Annotated in this window: 21 protein-coding genes; 9 read left to right on the plus strand and 12 right to left on the minus strand. The window is 67.7% G+C overall.

Translation table 11 applies throughout. The features are described 5' to 3' along the window. Window positions 1-55: 55 nt before the first annotated feature. From B2W22_RS20990 to B2W22_RS21010, 5 genes are read right to left on the minus strand one after another with little or no spacing between them, the layout of a single operon-like run. Window positions 56-1,024, minus strand: a complete 969-nt coding sequence (locus B2W22_RS20990) for an NAD(P)H-dependent flavin oxidoreductase (RefSeq protein ID WP_286939432.1) — start codon at window positions 1,022-1,024, stop codon at window positions 56-58. Between the two features lie 19 nt (window positions 1,025-1,043). Further along, window positions 1,044-2,018 carry a Bug family tripartite tricarboxylate transporter substrate binding protein gene (locus tag B2W22_RS20995; protein WP_286939433.1) on the minus strand — a complete coding sequence of 325 codons (975 nt, stop codon included), beginning with the start codon at window positions 2,016-2,018 and terminating at the stop codon, window positions 1,044-1,046. Between the two features lie 57 nt (window positions 2,019-2,075). After that, window positions 2,076-3,593: a class I adenylate-forming enzyme family protein gene (locus B2W22_RS21000; RefSeq protein WP_286939435.1), complete on the minus strand. Its 1,518-nt coding sequence runs from the start codon at window positions 3,591-3,593 to the stop codon at window positions 2,076-2,078. A gap of 18 nt (window positions 3,594-3,611) precedes the next feature. Beyond that, window positions 3,612-4,784 (minus strand): thiolase, encoded by a 1,173-nt coding sequence (locus B2W22_RS21005; RefSeq protein ID WP_175123282.1) that lies wholly within the window; start codon window positions 4,782-4,784, stop codon window positions 3,612-3,614. Further along, window positions 4,781-5,185 (minus strand): Zn-ribbon domain-containing OB-fold protein, encoded by a 405-nt coding sequence (locus tag B2W22_RS21010; protein ID WP_175123281.1) that lies wholly within the window; start codon window positions 5,183-5,185, stop codon window positions 4,781-4,783. Before B2W22_RS21010 ends, B2W22_RS21005 begins: the two co-directional genes overlap by 4 nt. Before the next feature lie 215 nt (window positions 5,186-5,400). On the opposite strand from B2W22_RS21010, the gene B2W22_RS21015 reads away from it, so the two are divergent. Genes B2W22_RS21015 through paaG form a run of 3 tightly spaced genes read left to right on the plus strand, consistent with a single transcriptional unit; the run spans window position 5,401 to window position 8,540 of the window. Further along, on the plus strand, window positions 5,401-6,591 hold the full coding sequence (locus B2W22_RS21015) for an acyl-CoA dehydrogenase family protein (protein WP_286939436.1): 1,191 nt from the start codon (window positions 5,401-5,403) through the stop codon (window positions 6,589-6,591). Window positions 6,592-6,624: 33 nt separating this feature from the next. Next, on the plus strand, window positions 6,625-7,737 hold the full coding sequence (locus B2W22_RS21020) for an acyl-CoA dehydrogenase family protein (RefSeq protein WP_286900357.1): 1,113 nt from the start codon (window positions 6,625-6,627) through the stop codon (window positions 7,735-7,737). Continuing rightward, window positions 7,734-8,540: a 2-(1,2-epoxy-1,2-dihydrophenyl)acetyl-CoA isomerase PaaG gene (gene paaG, locus B2W22_RS21025; protein ID WP_175123278.1), complete on the plus strand. Its 807-nt coding sequence runs from the start codon at window positions 7,734-7,736 to the stop codon at window positions 8,538-8,540. Before B2W22_RS21020 ends, paaG begins: the two co-directional genes overlap by 4 nt. Before the next feature lie 12 nt (window positions 8,541-8,552). Here paaG and B2W22_RS21030 read toward each other — a convergent pair whose 3' ends face one another. Then, window positions 8,553-9,446, minus strand: coding sequence for a LysR substrate-binding domain-containing protein (locus tag B2W22_RS21030; RefSeq protein WP_175123277.1), 894 nt, complete (start codon window positions 9,444-9,446; stop codon window positions 8,553-8,555). 143 nt (window positions 9,447-9,589) lie between these two features. Between B2W22_RS21030 and B2W22_RS21035 the strand changes: the two genes are divergently transcribed. The 4 genes from B2W22_RS21035 (at window position 9,590) to B2W22_RS21050 (ending at window position 13,408) form a co-directional block, all read left to right on the plus strand. Beyond that, a complete protein-coding gene (locus B2W22_RS21035) occupies window positions 9,590-10,420 on the plus strand; it encodes an FAS1-like dehydratase domain-containing protein (protein ID WP_286939437.1) in 831 nt (276 codons plus the stop codon). Beyond that, window positions 10,417-11,610 (plus strand): CaiB/BaiF CoA transferase family protein, encoded by a 1,194-nt coding sequence (locus B2W22_RS21040; protein WP_286939438.1) that lies wholly within the window; start codon window positions 10,417-10,419, stop codon window positions 11,608-11,610. Before B2W22_RS21035 ends, B2W22_RS21040 begins: the two co-directional genes overlap by 4 nt. Further along, complete coding sequence (locus B2W22_RS21045; RefSeq protein ID WP_175123274.1) at window positions 11,607-12,440, plus strand: HpcH/HpaI aldolase/citrate lyase family protein; 834 nt, start codon at window positions 11,607-11,609, stop codon at window positions 12,438-12,440. The genes B2W22_RS21040 and B2W22_RS21045 overlap by 4 nt, the downstream gene beginning before the upstream one ends. Before the next feature lie 71 nt (window positions 12,441-12,511). Continuing rightward, window positions 12,512-13,408, plus strand: coding sequence for a sugar kinase (locus tag B2W22_RS21050; RefSeq protein ID WP_286939439.1), 897 nt, complete (start codon window positions 12,512-12,514; stop codon window positions 13,406-13,408). A 133-nt stretch (window positions 13,409-13,541) separates the two neighbouring features. On the opposite strand, the gene B2W22_RS21055 is transcribed toward B2W22_RS21050, so the two are convergent. The 4 genes from B2W22_RS21055 to hda are packed head-to-tail and all read right to left on the minus strand — an operon-like array spanning window position 13,542 to window position 16,804. Beyond that, a complete protein-coding gene (locus B2W22_RS21055; RefSeq protein WP_175123272.1) occupies window positions 13,542-14,030 on the minus strand; it encodes a 2-amino-4-hydroxy-6-hydroxymethyldihydropteridine diphosphokinase in 489 nt (162 codons plus the stop codon). A gap of 3 nt (window positions 14,031-14,033) precedes the next feature. Next, window positions 14,034-15,407, minus strand: a complete 1,374-nt coding sequence (gene pcnB / locus B2W22_RS21060) for a polynucleotide adenylyltransferase PcnB (RefSeq protein WP_286939440.1) — start codon at window positions 15,405-15,407, stop codon at window positions 14,034-14,036. After that, complete coding sequence (locus B2W22_RS21065; protein WP_175123270.1) at window positions 15,408-16,106, minus strand: HAD family hydrolase; 699 nt, start codon at window positions 16,104-16,106, stop codon at window positions 15,408-15,410. Continuing rightward, window positions 16,103-16,804 (minus strand): DnaA regulatory inactivator Hda, encoded by a 702-nt coding sequence (gene hda, locus B2W22_RS21070; protein WP_105237474.1) that lies wholly within the window; start codon window positions 16,802-16,804, stop codon window positions 16,103-16,105. The genes B2W22_RS21065 and hda overlap by 4 nt, the downstream gene beginning before the upstream one ends. Before the next feature lie 315 nt (window positions 16,805-17,119). Here hda and purM point away from each other — a divergent pair, with 315 nt between their 5' ends. Then, window positions 17,120-18,169 carry a phosphoribosylformylglycinamidine cyclo-ligase gene (purM, locus tag B2W22_RS21075; RefSeq protein ID WP_286939442.1) on the plus strand — a complete coding sequence of 350 codons (1,050 nt, stop codon included), beginning with the start codon at window positions 17,120-17,122 and terminating at the stop codon, window positions 18,167-18,169. A gap of 112 nt (window positions 18,170-18,281) precedes the next feature. Here purM and miaA read toward each other — a convergent pair whose 3' ends face one another. Together miaA and mutL are read right to left on the minus strand one after the other, a co-directional pair. Further along, entirely contained in the window at window positions 18,282-19,241 is a 960-nt protein-coding gene (gene miaA, locus B2W22_RS21080; RefSeq protein WP_175185924.1) for a tRNA (adenosine(37)-N6)-dimethylallyltransferase MiaA, read from the minus strand. A gap of 1 nt (window position 19,242) precedes the next feature. Further along, complete coding sequence (mutL, locus tag B2W22_RS21085) at window positions 19,243-21,282, minus strand: DNA mismatch repair endonuclease MutL (RefSeq protein WP_286939444.1); 2,040 nt, start codon at window positions 21,280-21,282, stop codon at window positions 19,243-19,245. Between the two features lie 99 nt (window positions 21,283-21,381). Here mutL and B2W22_RS21090 point away from each other — a divergent pair, with 99 nt between their 5' ends. Further along, window positions 21,382-22,020: a VTT domain-containing protein gene (locus B2W22_RS21090; RefSeq protein ID WP_286939445.1), complete on the plus strand. Its 639-nt coding sequence runs from the start codon at window positions 21,382-21,384 to the stop codon at window positions 22,018-22,020. Window positions 22,021-22,079: the final 59 nt, after the last annotated feature.

Genomic DNA, 22,079 nt, shown 5'->3' on the forward strand with positions numbered 1-22,079 from the left:
GCGCGCCCCAGGCCGACGACGTGCCGGGCGCCAAAAGAACCATCCCCGCTAGCGGCTAAGCCGAGCGTCGGGAAACCCCCTTGAAAGCATCCCAATACTCCCCCTCCAACTGCGCCACCAGCTCTGCAACCCCCAACACCTCCTGCACAGCCCCCACCCCCTGCCCAGCACTCCAAACATCCTTCCAAGCCTTAGGCCGAGAACTCTTATCCATATTCGGAGGCGGCGTCACCCCATTGCTGCCCAACACAACCGGATCCAACCCCGCAGCCAAAATACTGGCCGACAAATAATTCGCCGGCACCCCGGAAAAGTAAGCCGTATAAGTCACATCCCCCGCCTGCGCAGCCAGCACCATCTCCCGATAAGCATCCCCCGCCAGCGACTCCCGGGTAGCAATAAACCGAGTCCCCATATAAGCAAAATCGCATCCAAGCACCTGCGCAGCCAAAATATCCTTCCCATGGCTGATGCATCCAGATAACGCTAGCGGCCCGTCATAAAAGGCCCGTATCTCATTCACCAGCGCAATCGGATTCATCTGCCCCGCATGTCCGCCGGCCCCTGCGGCAACCAGGATCAACCCGTCAACCCCCGCATCCAGCGCCCGCTTCGCATGCCGCACGTTCGTCACATCGTGATAGACCACCCCCCCATAGGCATGCGCCACCTTCACGACAGCCTCCGGCGCGTGCAGAGAAGTAATCAGCAACGGCACCCGCCGTTCCGCACAAATCGCCAAGTCGCCTTGCCAGCGCGGATTGCTCGGATGCACGATCAGGTTCACCCCATACGGCGCCACCTTCTGCGATGGCGCCGCTAGACGCCGCGCCGCCAGTCCATCTTCGATCCGTGTGATCCACTCGTGCAACTGCTCCTGCGGCCGCGCGTTCAGCGACGGAAACGTCCCGATGATCCCCGCCGCGCACTGCGCGACCACCAGTTGCGGCCCCGACACCAGAAACATCGGGGCGCCAATCACAGGCAGGCGGATCTGGTCTCGCAAAGCGGACGGGGAATTCATCGTGATGCTCCGGGGAAAATCAATTGGCCTGAATATTCGCGGTCTGGATCACGTCCGACCACAACGCGTACTCGCGGTCGATCCGCGCCTGCAGCGCCTTCGAATCGCCCGCGTTGATCGTGTACCCGCCGTCCGACATCGCCTGGCGGAAAGCCGGATCCTTCGACACCTCCGACAGCGCCTGTGTCAGCCGCCCCGTCACCGCATCAGGCAGCTTCTTCGGCCCCACCAGCGCATACCAGCCCACCACCTCGTAATCCTTCATGCCGGCCTCCATCATCGTCGGCACGTCCGGCAGCTCCGGATTGCGCGTCTTCGACGTCACCGCCAGCGCGCGCGCCTTGCCGCTCTTCACGAACGGAATCGCCGTGCTCGTGATGTCGAACATGAACGTCACCTTCCCGCTCACCACGTCCATCATCGCCGGTGAGTTCCCCCGATACGGCACATGCAGCATCGACGCCTGGCTCTGCTTCTTCAGCAATTCAGCCGAAAGATGATTCGACGCCCCGATCCCCGCTGACCCGAACGACACCGCCTCCGGATGCTCCCGCGCATAGGTAACGAGCTCGCCCACGTTCTTCGCTGGAATCTGCGGCCCGATCAGCAGCACGTTGGCATAGTCCACCACCAGCCCGATCAACGAAAAATCCTTGCGCGGATCGAACAGCGTGCTGCGCTGGACCAGCGGCGACATCGTCAGCGTCGGGCTGGCGACAAAGCCCAGCATGTAGCCGTCCGGCGTCGCCTTGGCGGTCGCGTCCGACGCGATCATGCCGCTCGCGCCCGCCCGGTTCTCCACCACCACGGTCTGTCCCAGCTTGTCGCCGAGATACTTCGCAAAGACACGCGCCGTCGTGTCCACCGGGCCGCCCGGCGCGTAGCCCACCAGAAGGCGGATGGGACGGTCGGGATACGTCTGCGCGGCCGCGGTTTGCGCGCCAGCCAGCGCGGCCACGGCCGAGGCCGCGGCGATCAGGGTCTTGATGTTCACGCTCTTGTCTCCTTGTGCATAGGTGGCCGGTCGTCAGAGCGGAACAGCTGTCCGCGCCTACGCCAGCCTTTCTTTCAGCGGCTGCTTCAGGATCTTGCCGCTGACGGTGGTGGGAATCGTCTCGATGGGAATGATCCGCGCCGGCCGCTTGTACGGCGCAAGCTGGGCGCGCAGGTGCAGCATCAGCAGATTCGTGTCGATCGTCGCGCCCGGCAGCGGCTCGACGAAAGCGATGACCTCTTCGTTGTGATCTTCGGTGTCGCGTCCCACCACGGCCGACAGCCGCACACCGGGAAACGCGTTGATCACCGACTCGACCTCGATCGGGTACACGTTGAAGCCCGACCGGATGATCAGGTCCTTCGACCGCCCCGAGATGAACAGCGCGCCGCTGGCGTCGACAAAGCCGATGTCGCCCGTGTTGAGCCAGCCGCCCGGCAGCAGCGCCTGCGCTGTCTGTTCCGGATTGCGGTAATAGCCCAGCATCACGCCCGGACCGCGGATCAGCAGGTCGCCGCGCGTGCCCGGCGCCGGGACCGCGTCCGGGCTGCCGATACGCAGTTCCACGCCGTCCACCGCATGCCCCGCCGAGCAATCGTCCCGCGGCGAATCGATGTCCGTGATGAACATGGACCCCGCGTACTCCGTGATGCCGTAGCCGTGGTGCATCGGCACGCCGAAGTAGCGTTCGGCGTCGCGCTTCTGTGTCGGATCCAGCGCCGCGCCGCCCGTGTACAGGTAGCGCAAGGCCGGCGCGCGCAGTTCCGCGCGGGGCGGCGCCACCGCCATCAGGCGGCTGAACATCGTCGGCACGCCCTGCAGGATGCTGACGCCGGGATGCGCCAGCGCCTTGAACACGTCTTCCGGATCGAAGCGGCTGCGCAGCACCAGACTGGCCCCTGCGTGCAGCGTGGCCATCAACACGGTCGCGATGCCGAAGATGTGCGACATCGGCAGCGCCGCGTAACCGATATCGTGCGGCGTCAGCCGGCGTGACGCCGCCGACACCCGCGCAAAGTGGATCAGCCCGCGATGCGGCACCATCACGCCCTTGGGCGCGCCAGTGGTGCCTGACGTGTAGATCACCGTGGCGACCTCGCCGGCCAGCTCGCCGGTTTCAGCGTGCGTCGGCTCGGCCGCGCGCGCGGCAGCGACGCCCGGTCCCCAGACGGCCGCGTCCGCGTCGACCGCGTCCGCCGCGGCGGCATGGGCGGCAGCCGCCGCCGACACGCCGCTCGTGAACAGCACCAGCTCGGGCTGCGCGTGCTGGCGGATGTTGTCGATCTCGCGGCCGGACAGGCGCGCGTTCACGCCCACCGGCCAAGCGCCTGCCACGCCGCACCCGAACAGCGCCGCCAGCATCACCGTGCAGTTCTCGCCCACCATCATCACGCGATGGCCGGGCTGCACGCCCTGGCCGCGCAGCCATTGCGCCGTGTCCTGCACCCGCTGCCACAACTGGGCGTAGGTCACCGTGCCGCCGCCTTCCTCGTACAGGCAGATGGCGTCGGGCTGCCGGCGCGCCTGCAGCGCCAGGATGTCGTGGATGCGGGTGATGGGTTCTGCGTGAGACATGGGGTTGATACGTCAGGATCAAAGAGTTGCCTGGGTGCCCAGGATGGCGGTCGATTGGCTGGACAGGGTACCGCCATTGCCATGCACCAGCGCAAGCTGTGCGTCCGAAACCTGCCGTTCGCCGCATTCGCCGCGAAGCTGGCGCACTGCCTCGATCATGATGAAGACGCCATACATGCCGGGATGCACGCAGCACAGCCCGCCGCCGTTGGTGTTGACCGGCAGCCGGCCCCCGGGCGCAATGGCGCCGTCCGCGATGAACTCCTTGCTTTCGCCCTTGGCGCAGAAGCCCAGGTCCTCCAGGAACAGCAACGTGTTGATGGTGAACGCGTCGTAGAGCTCGACGACGTCGATGTCCTTGGGGGCAAGGCCCGCCATCGCGAAGGCCCGGCGGCCGGACTCGGACGCGGCGGTGACCGTCAGGTCTTCCATCGAAGAGATCTGCCGGTTCCACACCGCCGTCGCATTGCCCAGCACATAGACGGGCGGGCGCGGCAAGTCGCGCGCGCGGTCGGCGCGCACCAGCACGTAGGCGCCCGCGCCGTCGGTGACCAGGCAGCAATCGCGCACGCTCAAGGGGTCGGACACCATGCGCGCAGACAGAATCTGATCCAGCGTGGCCGGCTCGCGCAATTGCGCTTCCGGATTGAGCTGCGCCCACTGGTTGGCCGCCAGCGCCACCCGCGCCAGATCTTCGCGCCGGGTGCCGTACTGATGCATGTGCCGGGCGGCTGCCAGCGCGTACGAGGACAACGGGTTGAGCGGATCGTAGGGGGACTCGTAGGGTTGCGGATCGAACTGCTTGCGCACGCGTCCCACCTCGGCGCGGCTGAGCGTGGACGTGCGCTGCGTGCTGCCGTAGCAGACCAGCACGGCATTGCACTGGCCGGAGGCCAGCGCGTGCAGCGCCGGCATCAGATGCGCCACGAAGCTCGAGCCGCCCAGCATGGTGCTGTCGATGAACGTCGGGCGGATGCCCAGGTGTTCGATCACCGGCATGGCCCACATCGGCGCGGCCACACTGGCCGTGCAGATGCCGTCGATGTCGCGCATCGTCAGGCCCGCGTCCGCCACGGCGCGCTGCGCTGCCTGCACCAGGATTTCCATTTCGGTAAAGCCCGTGGCCTGTCCGAGGCCCGCGTGGCCCACGCCGGCCACCGCCACGGCGCCGCGCAATTCGTTCAGCGTCATGCCGCCTCCTTGTTGGGAACAAAGACGACCAGCCCGCGGCCGTCCTGCTGGATCACCTGCGCGCGCACGCCCATGCCGATGCGAACGGCGTCCGGCGCCACACCGTCGACGCGGCTCATCAGCCGCACGCCTTCCTGCAGGTCGATCAGCGCGACGTTGTAGTCGCCACCCGCCTCGGGCTTGCGCCGCACGACAGTCGTGGAATAGACGGTGCCGCGTCCGTCGGGCGCCGTGAAGGAAAGCTTGTCCGCGCCGCAGTGCGGGCAGATCATGCGGGGATAGAACACGGCGCGGTCGCAGCCGCCGCAGCGCTGGATGAGGAAGCGGCCGTCGTCGAGCGCCTGGCGGTATTGCGCCTCGACGCCTTGCGAGACGCCATCCGTCTGATCGGGAGCAGTCATGGTGCGATGGGATTCCAGTGATTGAAGCGTGAAGCTGAACAGCGCCTAGTGTCCGCACTGCCAACGGCTTCGGCCATTCTTCATTGCTGAAGCAGGACTTTTGCCAATCCGTAGTGGACCGCACGCCCTACACGCAACGCGAAGCCCGTCTTCGGGAGAGGCAGATTGTCCGGCCGTACGCGCCGTGGCTAGATACCGGGCAAAGGAGGTGGACCATGAACCTGACCTGGACGCCAGAAGAGCGCCAATTCCGCGAAGCCGTGCGCGCCTTCGCCGCCGAGAAGCTGCCGGAAGACATACGCGCCAAGGTGCTGCGGCACCAGCGGCTGGAACGCGACGACTACGTGCGGTGGCACAACATCCTGGCAGACCAGGGTTGGGGCGCGCCCAACTGGCCGGTCGAGCACGGCGGCACGGGGTGGAACGCCTTGCAGCGCCTGATCTTCGAAGTGGAATGCTTCAAGGCGGGCGCGCCGCGGCTGCTGCCGTTCGGCCTGTCCATGATCGGCCCCGTGCTGATGAAATACGGCAGCGCCGAGCAGAAGGCCCGGTTGCTGCCGCGCATGATCCGTGTGGAGGACTGGTGGTGCCAGGGGTATTCCGAGCCGGGCTCCGGTTCCGACCTGGCGTCCCTCAAAACCCGCGCCGTGCGCGATGGTGACGACTATGTGGTCAACGGCCAGAAGACCTGGACCACGCTCGCCCAATATGCGGACTGGATGTTCTGCCTGGTGCGCACCGATCCCGATGCGCGCGCGCAGCGCGGCATCTCGATGCTGCTGCTGGACATGCGCTCGCCGGGCGTCACGGTGCGGCCCATCCGCACGCTGGACGGCGGCCATGACGTCAACGAGGTCTGGCTGGAAGACGTGCGCGTGCCGGTTGTCAATCTTGTCGGCGAGGAAAACCAGGGCTGGACCTACGCCAAGTACCTGCTCGGCCACGAGCGCACCGGCATTGCGGGCCTGGGCCATTGCCACCGCGAGCTGGGCATCCTGAAAGACATGGCGGCGCGTGCGCAGTCGCGCGGCAGGCCGCTGCTGCAGGACAGCCGGATGCGCGACCGCATCTCGCGTATCGAGGTCGACATCATGGCGCTGGAAATGCTGCTGCTGCGCGTGGCCGCCAGCAACGATGGCACGCCCGGGCCGGAGGCCTCGGTGCTGAAGATCCGCGGGTCCGAGATCCAGCAGGACCTGGCCATGCTGCAGATGGAAGTCGCGGGCCCGGACGCCTGGCCCTATGACCCGGACTGGCTGGTGGCGGGCAACGATTTCCACGGCCCCGGCCCCGAGATGACCGCCGCCGCGGGCGCCGGCTATGCCGATATGCGCAAGACCTCGATCTATGGCGGCACGACCGAAGTGCAGAAGGGCATCATCGCCCGCCTCGTGCTGGGCGTGTAGGCCCGCCGCGCAACCCCGACAGGAACACGACGCATGGATTTCATCTACACGGAAGAACAGCGCATGCTGGCCGACAGCCTGCGCCGCCTGGTGGACCAGGCATGGACCTTTCCCCAGCGGCGCGCCCGCCAGGCCGCGGGCACGCTGGACCGGCAGGCCTGGAATGCGCTGGCCGAACTGGGCGTGCTGGGCCTGACCATTTCGCAGGACCACGGCGGCTTTGGCGAGGTGCCGGCCAGCCTGCTGCCGGTGCATGTCGAGCTGGGGCGCGGGCTGGTGTCCGAGCCGGTCATCCCGAGCGCGGTGATGGGCGCGGCGTTGGCGGACGGCTGCGGCGAGGCGGCACGCGGCCGCTGGCTGCCGGCCATTGCCTCGGGCGAGGCCATCGTCAGCGTGGCGTGGCAGGAGCCCGGCCGGCGATATGCGGCTGATCCGCAGGACTGCCGTGCTGCGCAGACCGCCGAAGGCTGGCGGCTGGACGGCGCCAAGCACCTGGTCTGGCACGGCGCGGCCGCCGATGCGTGGTTCGTCAGCGCGCGCGGTGGCGATGGTCAGACCGTCCTGTTGGCGGTGCCGGCCGATGCGGCCGGCGTGCGCGTGACGGACACGCCCACGCTGGATGGCGCGCGCTGCGCGCGGCTGGACTTCGATGCGGTGACGCTGCCCGCGGAGGCGCTGCTCGCAGCGGGCGCCGCGGCCGACGATGCGCTGGCGCAGGCGTTGCAATGGGGCACGGCCGCGCTGTGCGCGCACGCGGCCGGCGCAATGGAGCGGCTGCTGCAAATCACGGTGGAATACCTGAAGACCCGCAAGCAGTTCGGCCAGCCGCTGGCGTCCTTCCAGGCGCTGCAGCACCGGATGGCCGAGATGCTGGTGGCCAAGGAGCTCGCGCTGTCCATGGCCTATGTGGCGGTGGCGGCGTTGACCGAATCCGACGCGGCGCAGCGGCGCCGCATGATCGCGTCGGCCAAGCTGGAAGCCGCGCGCGCCGGCCGTCTGGTCGCGCAACTGGCCGTGCAGTTGCACGGCGGCATGGGCATGACGGACGAACTGGAGGTCGGCGATTATTTCAAGCGCCTGACCGTCGTGGATCAATTGATGGGCGATACGGCCGAGCAGCTGGCCGTGCTGGAGGAGTTGGCATGAGCGCGCACGTACCAGCTTTTACTCAGATCCAGTTCACGCTGGACCGCGGTGTGGGCGTCATTACGCTGAACCGTCCTGAGCGCATGAACAGCTTCACCGAGGTCATGCACGGCGAGCTGTCGCGCGCGCTGGACCTGCTGGAAGGGCATAAAAACCTGCGCGGCCTCGTGATCACCGGCGCGGGCCGCGGATTTTGCGCCGGCCAGGACCTGGGCGAACGCAAGCCCGCCGAAGACGGCTCGCGCCGCGATCTGAGCCTGATGCTGGAAAAGTGCTATCGCCCGCTCATCAACCGCCTGCGCGCGTTGCCGGTGCCGGTGGTGTGCATCATGAACGGCGTGGCGGCAGGCGCGGGCGCCAGTCTGGTGCTGGCGTGCGACGTGGTGTTTGCGGTGGAATCGGCGCGCTTCGTGCAGGCGTTCAGCAAGATCGGCCTGTTGCCCGATGCGGGCGGAACGTGGTTCCTGCCGCGCCTGGTCGGGTCGGCGCGCGCGATGGGCGCGGCGCTGTTCGGGGAACCGGTGTCGGCCGCGCAGGCGGAGGCCTGGGGTCTGATCTGGCGGGTGGTGCCCGACGCGGCGCTGGCGGAAACGATCCAGCAGGTGACGGACACGCTGGCCGCCGGCCCCACGCGCGCCTATGGGGCCACCAAGGCGGCGTTGCAGGCATCCAGCGGCAACACGCTGGCGCAGCAGTTCGATCTGGAATGCAGCCTGCAGCGCGAGCTGGGCTACACCGACGATTACCTGGAGGGCATGCGCGCCTTCGCGGAAAAGCGGCCCCCGGCGTTCACCGGCAAATGACGCGGCGCAACGTCAGGGCGTTTGCGGCGTCTGGATCTGGTCGATGAGTTCGCGCGCGCAGCCGGGCAGGGCGTCGATGTCGCGCACCAGCAGCTTGCGCTCGCGCACCACCCACGGCTCGTCCAGCTCGACAACTTGCAGCTTGGTGTCTGCCCCGTAGCGGCGCGCGGCCGAGTCGGGAATGACGCCGACGCCCACGCCCGCCTGCACCATGCGGCAGATCGAGTCGAAGCTGTAGAGCTGGATGCGCTGCGGCAGGCGCTGGCCGACGCGTTCCAGCTGGTCGCGCAGGAAGGCCACGAGCGTGGAGCCTTCGTGCATGGTGATGAACGGATAGCGCACGGCGTCCACCAGTTTGACCTTGTCCTGGTCCTGCAACGGATGGCCGTTGGGCACCACCAGCACCAGGCGGTCGGTGCTGAAGTGGATGGTCTGCAATTCGGGTGCATCCACCGGACCCGCGACGATGCCCAGGTCGGTGGTGCCATCCAGCACGCCGCGCACGATGTCGCGCGTCAGGCGTTCCTGCAGGTCGACCGTGACGCCCGGATGGCCCGACAGGAATTGCGCCAGGATGTCCGGCATGAATTCCGTGACGGCCGTGGTGTTGGCAAAGATGCGGATGTGGCCGGCGTCGCCGTCGGCCTGTTCCTGGAAGTCGTGTTTCAGGTGATCCACCTGCCGCATGATGACGCGCGCATGCTGCAGCAGTTTCTGCCCGGCAGGCGTGATTTCGACGCCGCGGCTGTCGCGGTAGAGCAGGCGGGAATTGAGCTGGTTCTCCAGCGCCTTGATTCGCACGCTGACCGCGGCCAGGGACAGATGCGCCCGCTTGGCTGCCTGCGTCAGGCTGGGGGATTCGGCGATGTGGATGAACAGTCGGAGGTCGGCAAGGTCGAAGTGCATGGGCCATATATTACGGCGGCCGGCGCCGGCGCGGATGGCCGATTCAGGCGCAGCAAACCCCGCCTTGAGGAAAAACGAATTCACACGCCCGACGGCTTGCGGGCATGCTTCAGGCTGTAAAAACACCACCAGAGGAACTCGGCATGACATCTACAGATCCGGCCGCGTGGATCGGCAGCGGCGAACGCAAGGCGGACGCCATGGATCCCGGCCACGCCGCGCGTATCGCCGCCACCCTGGGCGGTCCGGTGCCGGCCGAGGGCGACGACCTCCCGCCGTTGTGGCAATGGGCGTTCTTCATCTCCACCGTGGGCGTGGACGGGTTGGGGACGGATGGCCACCCGTCGCGCGGCGGTTTCCTGCCGCCCGCGCAGGACCGCAACCGCATGTGGGCGGGCGGCCGGGTCGAATTCCGCCAGCCGCTCAAGGTCGGCGTGCCGGCCGAGCGCGTGTCCACCGTGGCCGAGGTCAAGGAAAAGACCGGCCGCACCGGCTCCCTGCTGTTCGTGACCGTGCAGCATGAATACCGGCAGGCAGGCGAAGTGGCCATCCTGGAAGAGCAGGACATCGTGTACCGCCAGCCCACGCCGCCCAAGCTCACGGGCAGCGAGCCGGCGCCGCAGGCGCAATGGCGCGACACGGTCAATCCCACGTCGGTGCTGCTGTTCCGCTATTCGGCCGTCACCTTCAACGGCCATCGCATCCACTACGACCATCCCTATGTCACCGGCGTCGAAGGCTATCCCGGCCTGGTGGTCCACGGCCCGCTCATCGCCACCGAGATGGTCGCCGCCTTTGTGCGCGCGCATCCCAAGGCCCGCCTCACGCATCTTGCCTACCGCGGCCTGCGTCCGCTGATTTCCCCCGCGCCCTTCCAGGTTGCCGGCCGCCTGTCCGAGCCGGGCGTCGCCCAGCTCTGGGCCGAGCAGGACGGCACGCTGGCCCATCAAGCCGAATTGAGGTTCACCGAATGAACATGCAGGCCTCCCGCCCGCTGGACGGCATCACCGTCGTCAGCCTGGAACACGCCATCGCCGCGCCTTTCTGCACCCGCCAACTGGCGGACATGGGCGCGCGCGTCATCAAGATCGAACGCCCCGGGACCGGCGACTTCGCCCGCGGCTACGACGAGCGCGTGCGGGGCCTGTCCTCGCACTTCGTCTGGACCAACCGCTCCAAGGAAAGCCTGACGCTGGACCTCAAGCGCGACGAAGCCGGCGGCATCATGGACCGTCTGCTGGAATCGGCCGACGTACTGGTGCAGAACCTGGCGCCCGGCGCCGCGGCGCGCCTGGGCCTGTCGTTCGAGGCGCTGCACCAGAAATACCCGCGCCTCATCGTCTGCGACATTTCGGGCTACGGCGAGGGCGGTCCTTATCAGGACAAAAAGGCCTACGACCTCCTCATCCAGAGCGAAAGCGGCTTCCTGTCGGTCACCGGCACGAAGGACGATCCGGTCAAGGCAGGATGTTCCATCGCGGACATCGCCGCGGGCATGTACGCCTATTCGGCCATCCTGAACGCGCTGCTGCTGCGCCAGCGCACGGGCCTGGGCAGCCGCCTGGACGTCTCCATGCTGGAAAGCATGGTCGAGTGGATGGGTTTCCCCATGTACTACGCCTTTGACGGCGCCGCGCCGCCCGTGCGCGCGGGCGCGGCGCATGCCTCCATCTATCCGTACGGGCCGTTCCCGGTGGGCGGCGGTTCGACCATCATGCTGGGCCTGCAGAACGAACGCGAATGGCGCGTCTTCTGCGCCCAGGTGCTGCGCCAGGCCGAGCTGGCCGAGGACCCGCGCTTCATCTCCAATTCGCTGCGCACCGCCAACCGCGACGCGCTGCGCGCGCTGATCGTTGCCGCGTTTGCCGACCTGTCCATTGAGCAGGTGACGCAACGCCTGGAAGACGCCCAGATCGCCAATGCGCGCGTCAACGACATGGCCGGCGTGTGGGCGCATCCGCAATTGCAGGCGCGCCAGCGCTGGAGCGAGGTCGATAGCCCCGCCGGCATGCTGCCGGCACTGCTGCCGCCCGCCACCAGCAACGCGTTCACGGCGCACATGGGGCCTGTGCCCGCGGTGGGCCAAAATACCGATGCGGTGCTAGCATCTCTGGGATACGCGCCGGATCAGGTGGCGCAGCTCCATGCCTCGGAGGTTGTGTGACGCATCCCGTCGTTCGTAGCGCCCTGTTTGTGCCGGCCTCGCGGCCCGAACGCATCCCCAAAGCGCTGGCTGCGGGCGCGGACGCCGTCATCGTGGACCTGGAAGACGCCGTGGAGCACCTGGCCAAGGCGTCGGCCCGCGAAGCCCTGTGCGATTTCCTGGGCTTGAATCGCGAGGCCCGGCTCTGGGTGCGCATCAACGACGCCTCCACGTCCTGGCACGACGACGATCTGAAGGCCTGCCGCGGCAGGGCCGGCGTGGCGGGCATCCTGCTGCCCAAGGCCGAAAGCATGATGCAGGTGCGGCACGCGGCCCAGACCGGCTGTCCCGTGATTCCCATTCTTGAAACCGCGCAGGGCATTCTCAATGCCGGCGAGATCGCCGCCACCCCTGGTGTTGCGCGGCTGGCGTTCGGCAGTCTGGATTACGGCCTGGACCTGGGCCTGACGCCCGACACGCCGGGCGCCGAAACCGTGCTGGACCACGCCCGGGTGCAGGTGCTGCTGCACACCCGTGCCGCAGGCCTGGCGCCTGCGTTGGATGGCGTCTTTCCCGGTGTGCAGGATCAGGCCGGACTGGCCGCGGCAGCCGGCCGCGCGCAGCAGATGGGCTTTGGCGGCATGCTGTGCATCCATCCCACGCAGGTGCCCGTCATCCACGCCGCTTTCGTGCCGGCCCAGCAGGAACTCGACTGGGCGCGGCGCGTCATCGCCGCGCACCGCGACACGGCCGCGGGCACGTTCATGCTGGATGGCAAGATGGTCGACGCACCTGTCATCGCACGAGCGCGGCTGGTGCTGGCGCAGGCGGGCGAATCCGCGCGCGGCTGAATCCCGCGCCGGCGCCTCGTCCAGACCCTGCGCCGAGGCGCCCCGCGCATACAACCTGACAAGGCGGGCCCATGGGCGAGGCGCTTTTCATCGGACATACCTACATCGACGTCACCGTGCTGGCCGACGAATGGCCCACGGGCGACCAGAAAAGCGTGGCGCGCGACTACGCGGTCTCGTTCGGCGGCAATGCGGTGACGGCGGCGTTTGCCTGCGCGCGGCTGGGGTTGCCGCCTGATCTGATCTGCTCGCTGGCGCCCGACTGGCTGGGCCACATGTACTCGGACATGGCGGCCGCGCATGGCGTCACGCTGCACGCGCGCCAGGTGCGGCGCTCCTCGCTGTCGTTCATCATGCCCAACCACGGCAAGCGCGCCATCGTCCGCGCGCGCGACGCGGGCTACCTGAACGACTTCCCCCGGTTGGACATTAGCGGCTATCGCGCCCTGCATCTGGACGGTCATCAGCCCGACGCCGCGCTGCATTACGCGCGCGCCTGCCGCCAGGCCGGCGTGCTGACTTCGCTGGACGGGGGCGGCATGCGCGAGAACACCGACGAACTGCTGCGCCATATCGACGTGGCCGTGTGCGCCGAGCGCATGTGCGAGCAGCTAGGTCTGTCGCCCGAGGGGCTGCTGGATCTGCTGAAGGCGCGCGGCTGCCGCATCGGCGCGGTGACGCTCGGCGAGCGCGGCATGCTGTGGTACGACGAGACGGGGCGCGTCGACGTGCTGCCGTCGCTTGACGTGCCGGCTGCGCGCATCATCGACACGTCGGGCGCGGGCGACGTGTTTCACGGCGCGTATGTGTGGTCCTACCTGACGCGGCCGGACCAGCCTTGGATCGAGCATTTCACGTTTGCACGGGCGGCCTCCGCGCACAAGATCCAGCATCTGGGGAACGAGGCGGGGCTGCCGGGCGTGGAAGACGTCGAGCGGGCGATGATGGCGTTTACGCCGAAGGCGTGACGGCTGGCACGCGGCGCGCCATGTGTCGCGCTATGTGTCGTGCTATGTGTCGCGTCATGTGCTGCGCGATGTGCCGCGCAATGTGCCGCGCGATTGCGCGGGCGCGCATTGCGCCGCGCTGCTGATCCTGCGCTCAGGGCGCGATTCGTTCGATCGGCTGATCGTGGATCGCGTCGATCCACGCGTCAAGCGGCTGTCCTTGCACGGCCAAGCCGGGCGCAAGATCGCGCAGCGGCAGCAGGACGAAGGCGCGCAGATGCAGGCGGGGATGCGGCAGGATCAGCCGCGCGTCATCCAGCCGCGTATCGCCGTGCAGCAGCAGATCCAGATCGAGGGTGCGGGGGGCATTGCGGTAGGGGCGCAGGCGGCCGTGTTCGTTTTCAAGCGCCTGCAGGACGTCCAGCAATGCCAGTGGCGCGAGGACGGTGTCCACGGCTGCCACGGCGTTGATGAAGTCGGGGCCGGTGGCATCCACCGGCGCGCTGCGGTAGAACGGCGAGGACGTTACCCCGGTGATGCCCGGGGTGGCCTGCAACTGCGCCAGGACCTGGCGCAGGGTGGCCGCGCTGTCGCCCAGGTTGGCGCCCAGGCCGACGTAGGCGCGCACGGACGGCTGCGGCATGGGTTACTCGCCGGCGGGCGCGCTGCGCGGTCCGCTGCGGCGCGGACGGCGGCGCCGGCGCGCGGGAGAGGCCGTGCCCGTGGCCGCATCGGAGGCTTCGCGCGGCTGGCGCGAGATTTCCTCGATCATCTCGGCGCGGGTGTCGTCGTCGGCATTGGCCAGATCCATCCACCACTGCGCCAGCACGCTGTCGAACTCGCCGGCGGCGGCGCGCAGCTGCAGGAAGTCGCAGGCGGCGCGGAAGCGCGGCTGCTCGATCATGCGGTAGATGGTCTTGCCCATGCGGCGCTCGAAACGCGGCTGCATGAACCAGATTTCGCGCATGTCGGACGAGAAGCGGCGCTGGATGGCGAGCTTCTCGGTCTGTTCGTCCAGCACCGAGTCCGCCGCCGCCGACAGCGCGGGGATGGTGTGCTCGCCCTGGGCGCGCAGCTGCTTCCAGCGCACGTCCACCTGCTGCCACAACAGCGCGGCAAAGAGGAAGCTGGGGCTGATGGTCTTGCCGGCGCGCACGCGCGCATCGGTGCGTTCCAGCGCCAGTTCCACGAAGTGTTCGCCGCCGGGTTGCTCAAGCACGACGTCCAGCAGCGGCAATAGGCCGTTGTGCAGGCCGTCGGCGCGCAACTGGCGCAGGCAGTCCATGGCATGGCCGCAGGTCAGCAGCTTGAGCATCTCGTCGAACAGGCGCGAGGCCGGCACGTTTTCGATGAGGTCGGCCATCGTGCTGATGGGCTGGCGCGTGGCCGGGTCGATCGTGCCGTTCAGCTTGGCGGCAAAGCGCACCGCGCGCAGCATGCGGACCGGGTCTTCGCGGTAGCGCTTGACGGGGTCGCCGATGATGCGGATCTGGCGCTTCTTCAGGTCGGCCACGCCGTCGTGGTAGTCGATGACTTCTTCGTTGTGCGGGTCGTAGTACAGCGCATTCATGGTGAAGTCGCGGCGCTTGGCGTCTTCTTCCTGCGAACCGAAGACGTTGTCGCGCAGGATGCGGCCGTGCTCGTCGGTCTCCTGGTCTTCCGAGGCGGGCGCGCGGAAAGTGGAGGTCTCGATGATTTCCTGGCCGAACACCACGTGCACCAGCTGGAAGCGGCGGCCGATGATGCGCGCGCGGCGGAACAACGGGCGGATCTGTTCTGGCGTGGCGTTGGTGGCTACGTCGAAGTCCTTGGGCTCCAGTCCGACGATCAGGTCGCGCACCGCGCCGCCGACGATATAGGCTTCGTAGCCATGCTGGCGCAGCACCTCGCACACCTTGATGGCGTGGCGCGACACGTTGCGGCGGTCGATTCCGTGCTTGTCGCGCCCGATGCGCAACGGCCCCTTGGGTGTCGGCGCGAAGAGCCGGCCGACGAATTTTCTTATGGTTTCAGTGATCATTTAGGACTTCGAATCTTCCATGTGGTCGAACAGGTCGATCACTTGCCAGCCGCGTTCCTGTGCGATGGCGCGCAGGGTGGGGCTGGGGTTGGCGGCAATCGGACGGGTCACTTTTTCGAGCAGCGGCACATCATTGACCGAATCGCTATAGAAAAACGATTCGGAGAAATCCGCAACCCCCAGCCCCATGCCGGCGAGCCAGTCGTTGACGCGCACGACCTTGCCTTCCTTGAAGCTGGGCGTGCCCAGGATGCGGCCGGTGTAGCGGCCGCGCAGGTACTCGGCGTCGGTCGCGACCAGGTGGGGCACGCCGAAGGCGCGGGCGATCGGGGCGGTGACGAAGCTGTTGGTGGCCGTGACGATGGCGCAGAGGTCGCCGGCTTCGAGGTGGCTGTCGACGAGGTCGCGGGCAGCCGGCGTGATGGACGGGCGGATGACTTCGCCCATGAAGGTTTCGTGCCAGGCAGCCAGGTCGTACGGCGAATGCGCGGCCAGCAGGCCCAGCATGAATTCCGCGGCCTGTTCGGCCGTGAGTTCGCCGCGGTTGTAGCGGTCCATCAGATCGTCATTCAGACGGCGGGCTTCGACGGGATCGCCCGCGCGGCCTGTGCGCGCCAGATAGTCGGCCCATTGGTAGTCGCTGTCGAGCGGCAGCAAGGTGTGATCCAGGTCGAACAGGGCGAGACGTCGGGTGGTCATGTGCGTTGTGAATCAGGATCTGCGAGCATGGCGCGCAGCAGGGGGAGGGTGATGGGGCGGCCGGTGGCCAATGAATAACGGTCCAGCGCGTCGAGCAACGCGGCAAGCTTGCGGATGTCGCGTTCGTGGTGCGTGAGCATCCAGTTGATGATTTCGGGCGCCAGATGCAGCCCGCGTTCGGCGGCCTGCGCGGACAGTGCGGCCAGCTTGTCGGCGTCGGACAGCGGATCCAGGCGGAACACCAGATCCCAGCCCAGGCGCGTGCGCAGGTCTTCGCGCAGCGGCATCGACAGCGGCGCGCGGTCGCCGGCCAGCGCCAGCGCAAAGGCGCGCTGCGTGGCGGCGGATTCGCGCCACCGGTTGTACAGCGCAAACAGGGCAGCCTGGCGGCTGTCGTCCATGCGGTGCACGTCGTCGACCGCCACGAATTTGGGCATGGGCGACTTGGAATCGGCCTCGGCCAGGCGGCGCAGCATGTTTTCGCCGTTGGCGGGGTCGACGTAGACGGCATCGGGCCGGGCGGTCAGCGCGCGCAAGAGGTGGGTGCGGCCGCAGCCGGCGGCGCCCCAGATGTACAGGGCCCGTCCGGGCTTGAGCGCACGCACGGCCGCCACCGCTTCTCCGTTGGGGCCGGCGATGTAGTTGTTCAGCGATGGCGCTGGCGCGGGGAGAACGTCAAGCAGCAGCTGGCGGTTCATGAGAGTTAGCAATCGGGCTTTTCAGGGGCGCCGGAAGAGCCATTTTCAAAGGCGCCGGAATAGCCAATTCGGGGCGCCACAAAAAGCCAGGAAAAAAGCCAAGAAAAATCGGTGATGCAAGGGCCATGTAGAAACTGGCAAAATCAATACCGGCCAACCCTACACTTTAAACCACCTGGGGCGCTGATGTCGCGTCGGAACGCTCGGCTTGGCGTGGGTTTGCGCCTTACGCGCCTGTCCGTGCCCGCGTCATCGTAAAATGCAGGGCGTTCCACCAAAATCCCAGCAATTGTTACATACCCCACGGCATTTCTCATGACGAACCAACCTAAAGCCCCCCTGACCTACCGCGACGCCGGTGTCGACATCGACGCAGGCGACGCCCTGGTCGACCGAATCAAACCCCTTGCCGCGCGCACCATGCGTCCCGGGGTGCTGGCCGGTATCGGCGGCTTTGGCGGCCTGTTCGAAGTGCCCAAGACCTACAAGGAGCCGGTGCTGGTTTCCGGCACCGACGGCGTGGGCACCAAGCTGCGTCTCGCGTTCGACTGGAACCGCCACGACACGGTCGGCATCGACCTGGTCGCCATGAGCGTCAACGACATCCTGGTGCAGGGCGCCGAGCCGCTGTTCTTCCTGGACTACTTCGGCTGCGGCAAGCTGTCGGTGGACACGGCGGCGGCGGTGGTGGGCGGCATTGCCAAGGGCTGCGAACTGTCGGGCTGCGCCCTGATCGGCGGCGAAACCGCCGAAATGCCGGGCATGTACCCGGACGGCGAATACGATCTGGCCGGCTTCGCGGTGGGCGCGGTGGAAAAGTCCAAGATCATCGACGGCAAGTCCATCAAGGCGGGTGACGTGGTCCTGGGCCTGGCGTCCAGCGGCGCGCACTCCAACGGCTACTCGCTGCTGCGCAAGATCCTGGAACGCGCCGGCGCCAAGCCGGACGACGATTTCCACGGCCAGAAGATGGTGGACGTGGTCATGGCCCCGACCCGCATCTACGTGAAGCAGGTGCTGGCTGCGCTGGCCAAGCACCGCACCGACATCAAGGGCTTGGCCCACATCACGGGCGGCGGCCTGCTGGACAACGTGCCGCGCATCCTGCAGGACGGCCTGGCCGCCAAGCTGCACCGCGACGCCTGGGAAATGCCCAAGCTGTTCCAGTGGCTGCAGGAGCAGGGCGGCGTTGAAGACACCGAGATGTACCGCGTCTTCAACTGCGGCATCGGCATGGTGCTGGTGGTGGACCCGGCCCAGGCCGACGCCATCGCCGCCACGCTGCGCGAGCAGGGCGAGACGGTCAGCAAGCTGGGCGAGATCGTTCCCCAGGAAGCCGGCATGGCGCAGACCTTCGTGGTGTGATGCCGCGGCGATAGCGCTGAAATGAAAGGACCGCCGTGATGGCGGTCATTTTTTTGTGGCGCGAGCGGTCGCCTGGGCGGCACTCTCTCGAATCAGGAAGTGTTGCCGCCCGTCAGTCCGCCAGCGCTACCGCCACGGCGTCGATCGTCTGCGCGACGGCGTCGGCGGCCAGGCAGTCCACGATCACACGCTCGGGCTGGGCGCGCAGCCAGGTGATCTGACGCTTGGCCAGCTGCCGCGTTGCCGCGATGCCCTGTTCGCGGGCGGTATCCAGGTCGATCTCGCCGTCCAGGTGCGCCCACATCTGCCGGTAGCCCACGCACCGCACCGACGGCAGGCCCGGATGCAGGTCGGCGCGGGCGTGCAGGCCGCGCACCTCGTCAAGCAGGCCTTGCCGCAGCATGACGTCAAAGCGCTGTTCGATGCGCGCGTGCAGCGCGGCGCGGTCCGAAGGTTCCAGGCTGATGGTCAGATACCGGTTGGCGTCATCGTCCGGCTTGCGCTCGGCCCGCTGCAGCAGCGCCGACATCGGCTGGCCGGACAGCTGGCAGATTTCCAGGGCGCGCTGGATGCGCTGGCTATCGTTGGGCGCGAGGCGCGCGGCGGTGATGGGGTCCAGCACCGCCAGCTCGGCATGCAGGGCGGGCCAGCCCAAGCGGGCGGCGCGCGCTTCCAGTTCGGCGCGCAGGGCAGGATCGGCCTGCGGCAGATCGTCCAGGCCGTCGCGCAGCGCCTTGTAGTACATCATCGTGCCGCCCGCCAATAGCGGAATGCGGCCGCGCGCGCGAATCTCCCCGATCAGGCGCAGCGCGTCGGCGCGGAATTCCGCGGCCGAATACGATTGGGCAGGATCCAGGATGTCCAGCAGATGCTGCGGCACGCGGGCCTGCTCTTCTGCCGACGGCTTGGCCGTGCCGATGTCCATGCCGCGGTAGATCGTGGCCGAATCCACGTTGACGATTTCGAGCGGCCAGCGTTCGGCGAGCGCCAGCGTGGACGCGCTCTTGCCGGCCGCGGTGGGGCCGGCAAGGCAGATGACCGGCAGCGATGCGGGAGATTGGGAAGACGACAAGCTATTGTCCGCGCAGAAAGAGCTTGTCCAGGTCCGACATGGACCACTGCACCCAGGTGGGCCGCCCGTGATTGCACTGGTCGGCACGTTCCGTGGTTTCCATCTGGCGCAACAAGCCGTTCATCTCTTCAAGCGTGAGCTTGCGGTTGGCGCGCACGGAACCGTGGCAGGCCATGGTCGAGAGCAGTTCGTTGCGCTGTTCGGTGAGCAGTCGCGACACGCCGACGGCGCCCAGGTCGCGCAGCACGGCGCGGGCCAGGGTTTCGATGTCGCCGCGCGCCAGGATGGCCGGCACCGACCGCACGGCGATGGACGTGGGGCCTGACGGGCGCATCTCGAAACCCAGGTCGTTCAACTGTTCTTCGAACTCCTCGACCAGCGCCACGTCCTTTTCCTGCGCGTGAAACACCACGGGCACCAGCAGGTCCTGGCGCGGCAGGCTGCGCGCGTCCAGGGCCTGCTTGAGCTGTTCATAGACCACGCGCTCGTGCGCGGCGTGCATGTCCACCAGCACCATGCCGCGGCGGTTCTGCGCCAGGATGTAGACGCCGTGCAGTTGCGCCACCGCCATGCCCAGCGGATGTTCTTCATCGGCCGGTAACGCGGCGGACGCGGGCGCCGGTTCGCGCAGGGGCGCGGTGCGGGCCGTGGTGTCGTCAGTCAGCGGGCGATAAAGCGATTGCCAGTCGGCGGCCGGGATCCCGGCCGGTTCGGCGTGCAGGCGGAAGGGGACCTGGGTGTGCGGGCGCTGGGGGGCGGGTGAGGGGCGCAGGCCGTAGGCGGCGCCGTTGCCGTGGCCGCTCGCGCCAGGGTAAGCGCCGGCATTCGAGCCGCCAGCCGCGGCGCCGTTCAAGCCGCCATTGCCGCCATTCGTGCCGTCGTAGCCGCCATTCACGCCGCCGTAGCCCGGGCGCGGAGATTCCGTCGTGGACGGCGAGGCCGGCCGGTAAGCCGGTGCGGCGGAGTCGGTCGAGGCCGCGTCGCCCGCCGGGCGCGCCACGGTTTCAAATTCGGCGTCTTCAGCGTGCCCCGCAGGCGCGACGGCCGACGAGCCGCCCATCTGGGCCAGCGTCTGGCTGACCGCGTGCGAGACAAAGCGGTGCACGGCGCCGCTGTCGCGGAAACGGACCTCGTGCTTGGCCGGGTGGACGTTCACGTCCACGGCGGCGGGGTCGATGTCCAGGAACAGCACGTACGCGGGTTGGCGGTCGCCGTGCAGCACGTCGGCATAGGCCGAGCGCAGCGCGTGGCTGACGGTGCGGTCCCGCACGTAGCGGCCGTTCACGTAGAGGTATTGGCGGTCGGCGCGGGCGCGGGCGGCGGTCGGCCGGGTAATCATGCCGGCCAGGCTGACTGTGCCGACCGAATGCGACAGCAGCAGGCCGTGCTCGGCGAACTCGGCGCCCAGCACGTCGCGGATGCGCTGCGGCGGGTCGGCCGGCAGCCATTGGCGCTGTGCGCGGTCGTGGTGGAACAGGCGGAAGGCGATCTGCGGATGCGCCAGCGCGATGCGCTCCATGGCGTCGACGCAATGGCCGAATTCGGTGGCTTCGGAGCGCAGGAATTTGCGGCGGGCCGGCACGGCGTCGAACAGCTGGCGCACGTCGACCGTGGTGCCGGGCGGGCCGGACGCGGGGCCGACCTGCATGCTGCCCGCGTCGATCTGCCAGGCGTGATCGCCGTCGCGGGTGCGGGAAATGATGGACACCTGGGCTACCGAAGCAATGGACGCCAGTGCTTCGCCGCGAAACCCCATGGAAGCGACCGATTCCAGCTCGTTCAGCGAACGGATCTTGCTGGTGGCGTGGCGGGCCAGCGCCAGGGGCAGTTCCTCGGGCGGAATGCCGCCGCCATCGTCCGTGACGGCGATACGCCGGATGCCGCCGCCTTCGAGGCGGACCTCGATGGCGCGCCCGCCCGCGTCGATGGCGTTTTCAAGGATTTCCTTGAGCACGGACGCGGGGCGCTCGATGACCTCGCCAGCGGCGATCTGGCTGATCAGCAGGTCGGGAAGCGCAAGGATGGAACGACGTTCGGTCATGAGGCCCAGATCTTATGTAGCAGTGCGGACGATTTTAGCGTCATGCCCCGGTCGGCTATAGTCGCTGACAAATTCCACTCGGATATCAGGGCCGCTTCAATGCTTGAGTTTTTCAATATGGTGCTTCACATCGACCAGACGCTTGGCCTTTGGGTCGAGCAGTACGGCGTGTGGGTGTACCTGGTGCTGTTTCTCATCGTCTTTGCGGAGACGGGGCTGGTCGTGCTGCCCTTCCTGCCGGGCGACTCGCTGCTGTTCATCGCCGGAGCCTTCGGCGCGACAGGGAATATCGACCCCGTTTTGATGTCGGTGTTGCTCATCGTCGCCGCCGTGACCGGCAACTCGCTGAACTACGCCATCGGCCGTTACATTGGGCCGCGGGTGTTCTCGATGAACCTGCGCTTTCTGGACCGGGGCGCGCTGATGCGCACGCACGCGTTCTACGAAAAGCACGGCGGCAAGACGATCGTGATGTCGCGCTTCATTCCGGTGGTGCGCACCTTCGCGCCCTTCGTGGCGGGCGTGGCCGAGATGTCGATGGCGCGCTTCCAGCTGTTCAACATCATGGGCGCGCTGTTGTGGGTGATCAGCCTGGTGGCGGCGGGTTACTTCTTTGGCAACATCCCGATCATCCGCGATCACCTGAACACCATCGTGCTGGTGGGCCTGGCGGCGGCGGTCGTGCCGGTAGTGGGGGCGGGTGTCCTCAAGCTGGTGCGCGCGCGCCGCACGCAATAGCGTCCGCGCTGCGCAAACAAAAAGGCTATGCGCCGGAAGGTGCATAGCCTTTTTTCATG

The sequence above is a fragment of the Achromobacter sp. UBA4530 genome, from assembly GCF_002388205.1.
Classification (GTDB): Bacteria; Pseudomonadota; Gammaproteobacteria; order Burkholderiales; family Burkholderiaceae_B; genus Achromobacter; species Achromobacter animicus.

Coding starts and splice junctions, on each gene's coding strand:
- B2W22_RS21040 (WP_286939438.1), top strand. CDS start 10,417: ATGAACATGCAGGCCTCCCGCCCGCTGGACGGCATCACCGTCGTCAGC.
- B2W22_RS21050 (WP_286939439.1), top strand. CDS start 12,512: ATGGGCGAGGCGCTTTTCATCGGACATACCTACATCGACGTCACCGTG.
- B2W22_RS21065 (WP_175123270.1), bottom strand. CDS start 16,106: ATGACCACCCGACGTCTCGCCCTGTTCGACCTGGATCACACCTTGCTG.
- hda (WP_105237474.1), bottom strand. CDS start 16,804: ATGAACCGCCAGCTGCTGCTTGACGTTCTCCCCGCGCCAGCGCCATCG.
- B2W22_RS21055 (WP_175123272.1), bottom strand. CDS start 14,030: ATGCCGCAGCCGTCCGTGCGCGCCTACGTCGGCCTGGGCGCCAACCTG.
- B2W22_RS20990 (WP_286939432.1), bottom strand. CDS start 1,024: ATGAATTCCCCGTCCGCTTTGCGAGACCAGATCCGCCTGCCTGTGATT.
- pcnB (WP_286939440.1), bottom strand. CDS start 15,407: ATGATCACTGAAACCATAAGAAAATTCGTCGGCCGGCTCTTCGCGCCG.
- B2W22_RS21000 (WP_286939435.1), bottom strand. CDS start 3,593: ATGTCTCACGCAGAACCCATCACCCGCATCCACGACATCCTGGCGCTG.
- B2W22_RS21005 (WP_175123282.1), bottom strand. CDS start 4,784: ATGACGCTGAACGAATTGCGCGGCGCCGTGGCGGTGGCCGGCGTGGGC.
- mutL (WP_286939444.1), bottom strand. CDS start 21,282: ATGACCGAACGTCGTTCCATCCTTGCGCTTCCCGACCTGCTGATCAGC.
- B2W22_RS21020 (WP_286900357.1), top strand. CDS start 6,625: ATGGATTTCATCTACACGGAAGAACAGCGCATGCTGGCCGACAGCCTG.
- purM (WP_286939442.1), top strand. CDS start 17,120: ATGACGAACCAACCTAAAGCCCCCCTGACCTACCGCGACGCCGGTGTC.
- paaG (WP_175123278.1), top strand. CDS start 7,734: ATGAGCGCGCACGTACCAGCTTTTACTCAGATCCAGTTCACGCTGGAC.
- B2W22_RS21010 (WP_175123281.1), bottom strand. CDS start 5,185: ATGACTGCTCCCGATCAGACGGATGGCGTCTCGCAAGGCGTCGAGGCG.
- B2W22_RS21015 (WP_286939436.1), top strand. CDS start 5,401: ATGAACCTGACCTGGACGCCAGAAGAGCGCCAATTCCGCGAAGCCGTG.
- B2W22_RS21090 (WP_286939445.1), top strand. CDS start 21,382: ATGCTTGAGTTTTTCAATATGGTGCTTCACATCGACCAGACGCTTGGC.
- B2W22_RS21030 (WP_175123277.1), bottom strand. CDS start 9,446: ATGCACTTCGACCTTGCCGACCTCCGACTGTTCATCCACATCGCCGAA.
- B2W22_RS21035 (WP_286939437.1), top strand. CDS start 9,590: ATGACATCTACAGATCCGGCCGCGTGGATCGGCAGCGGCGAACGCAAG.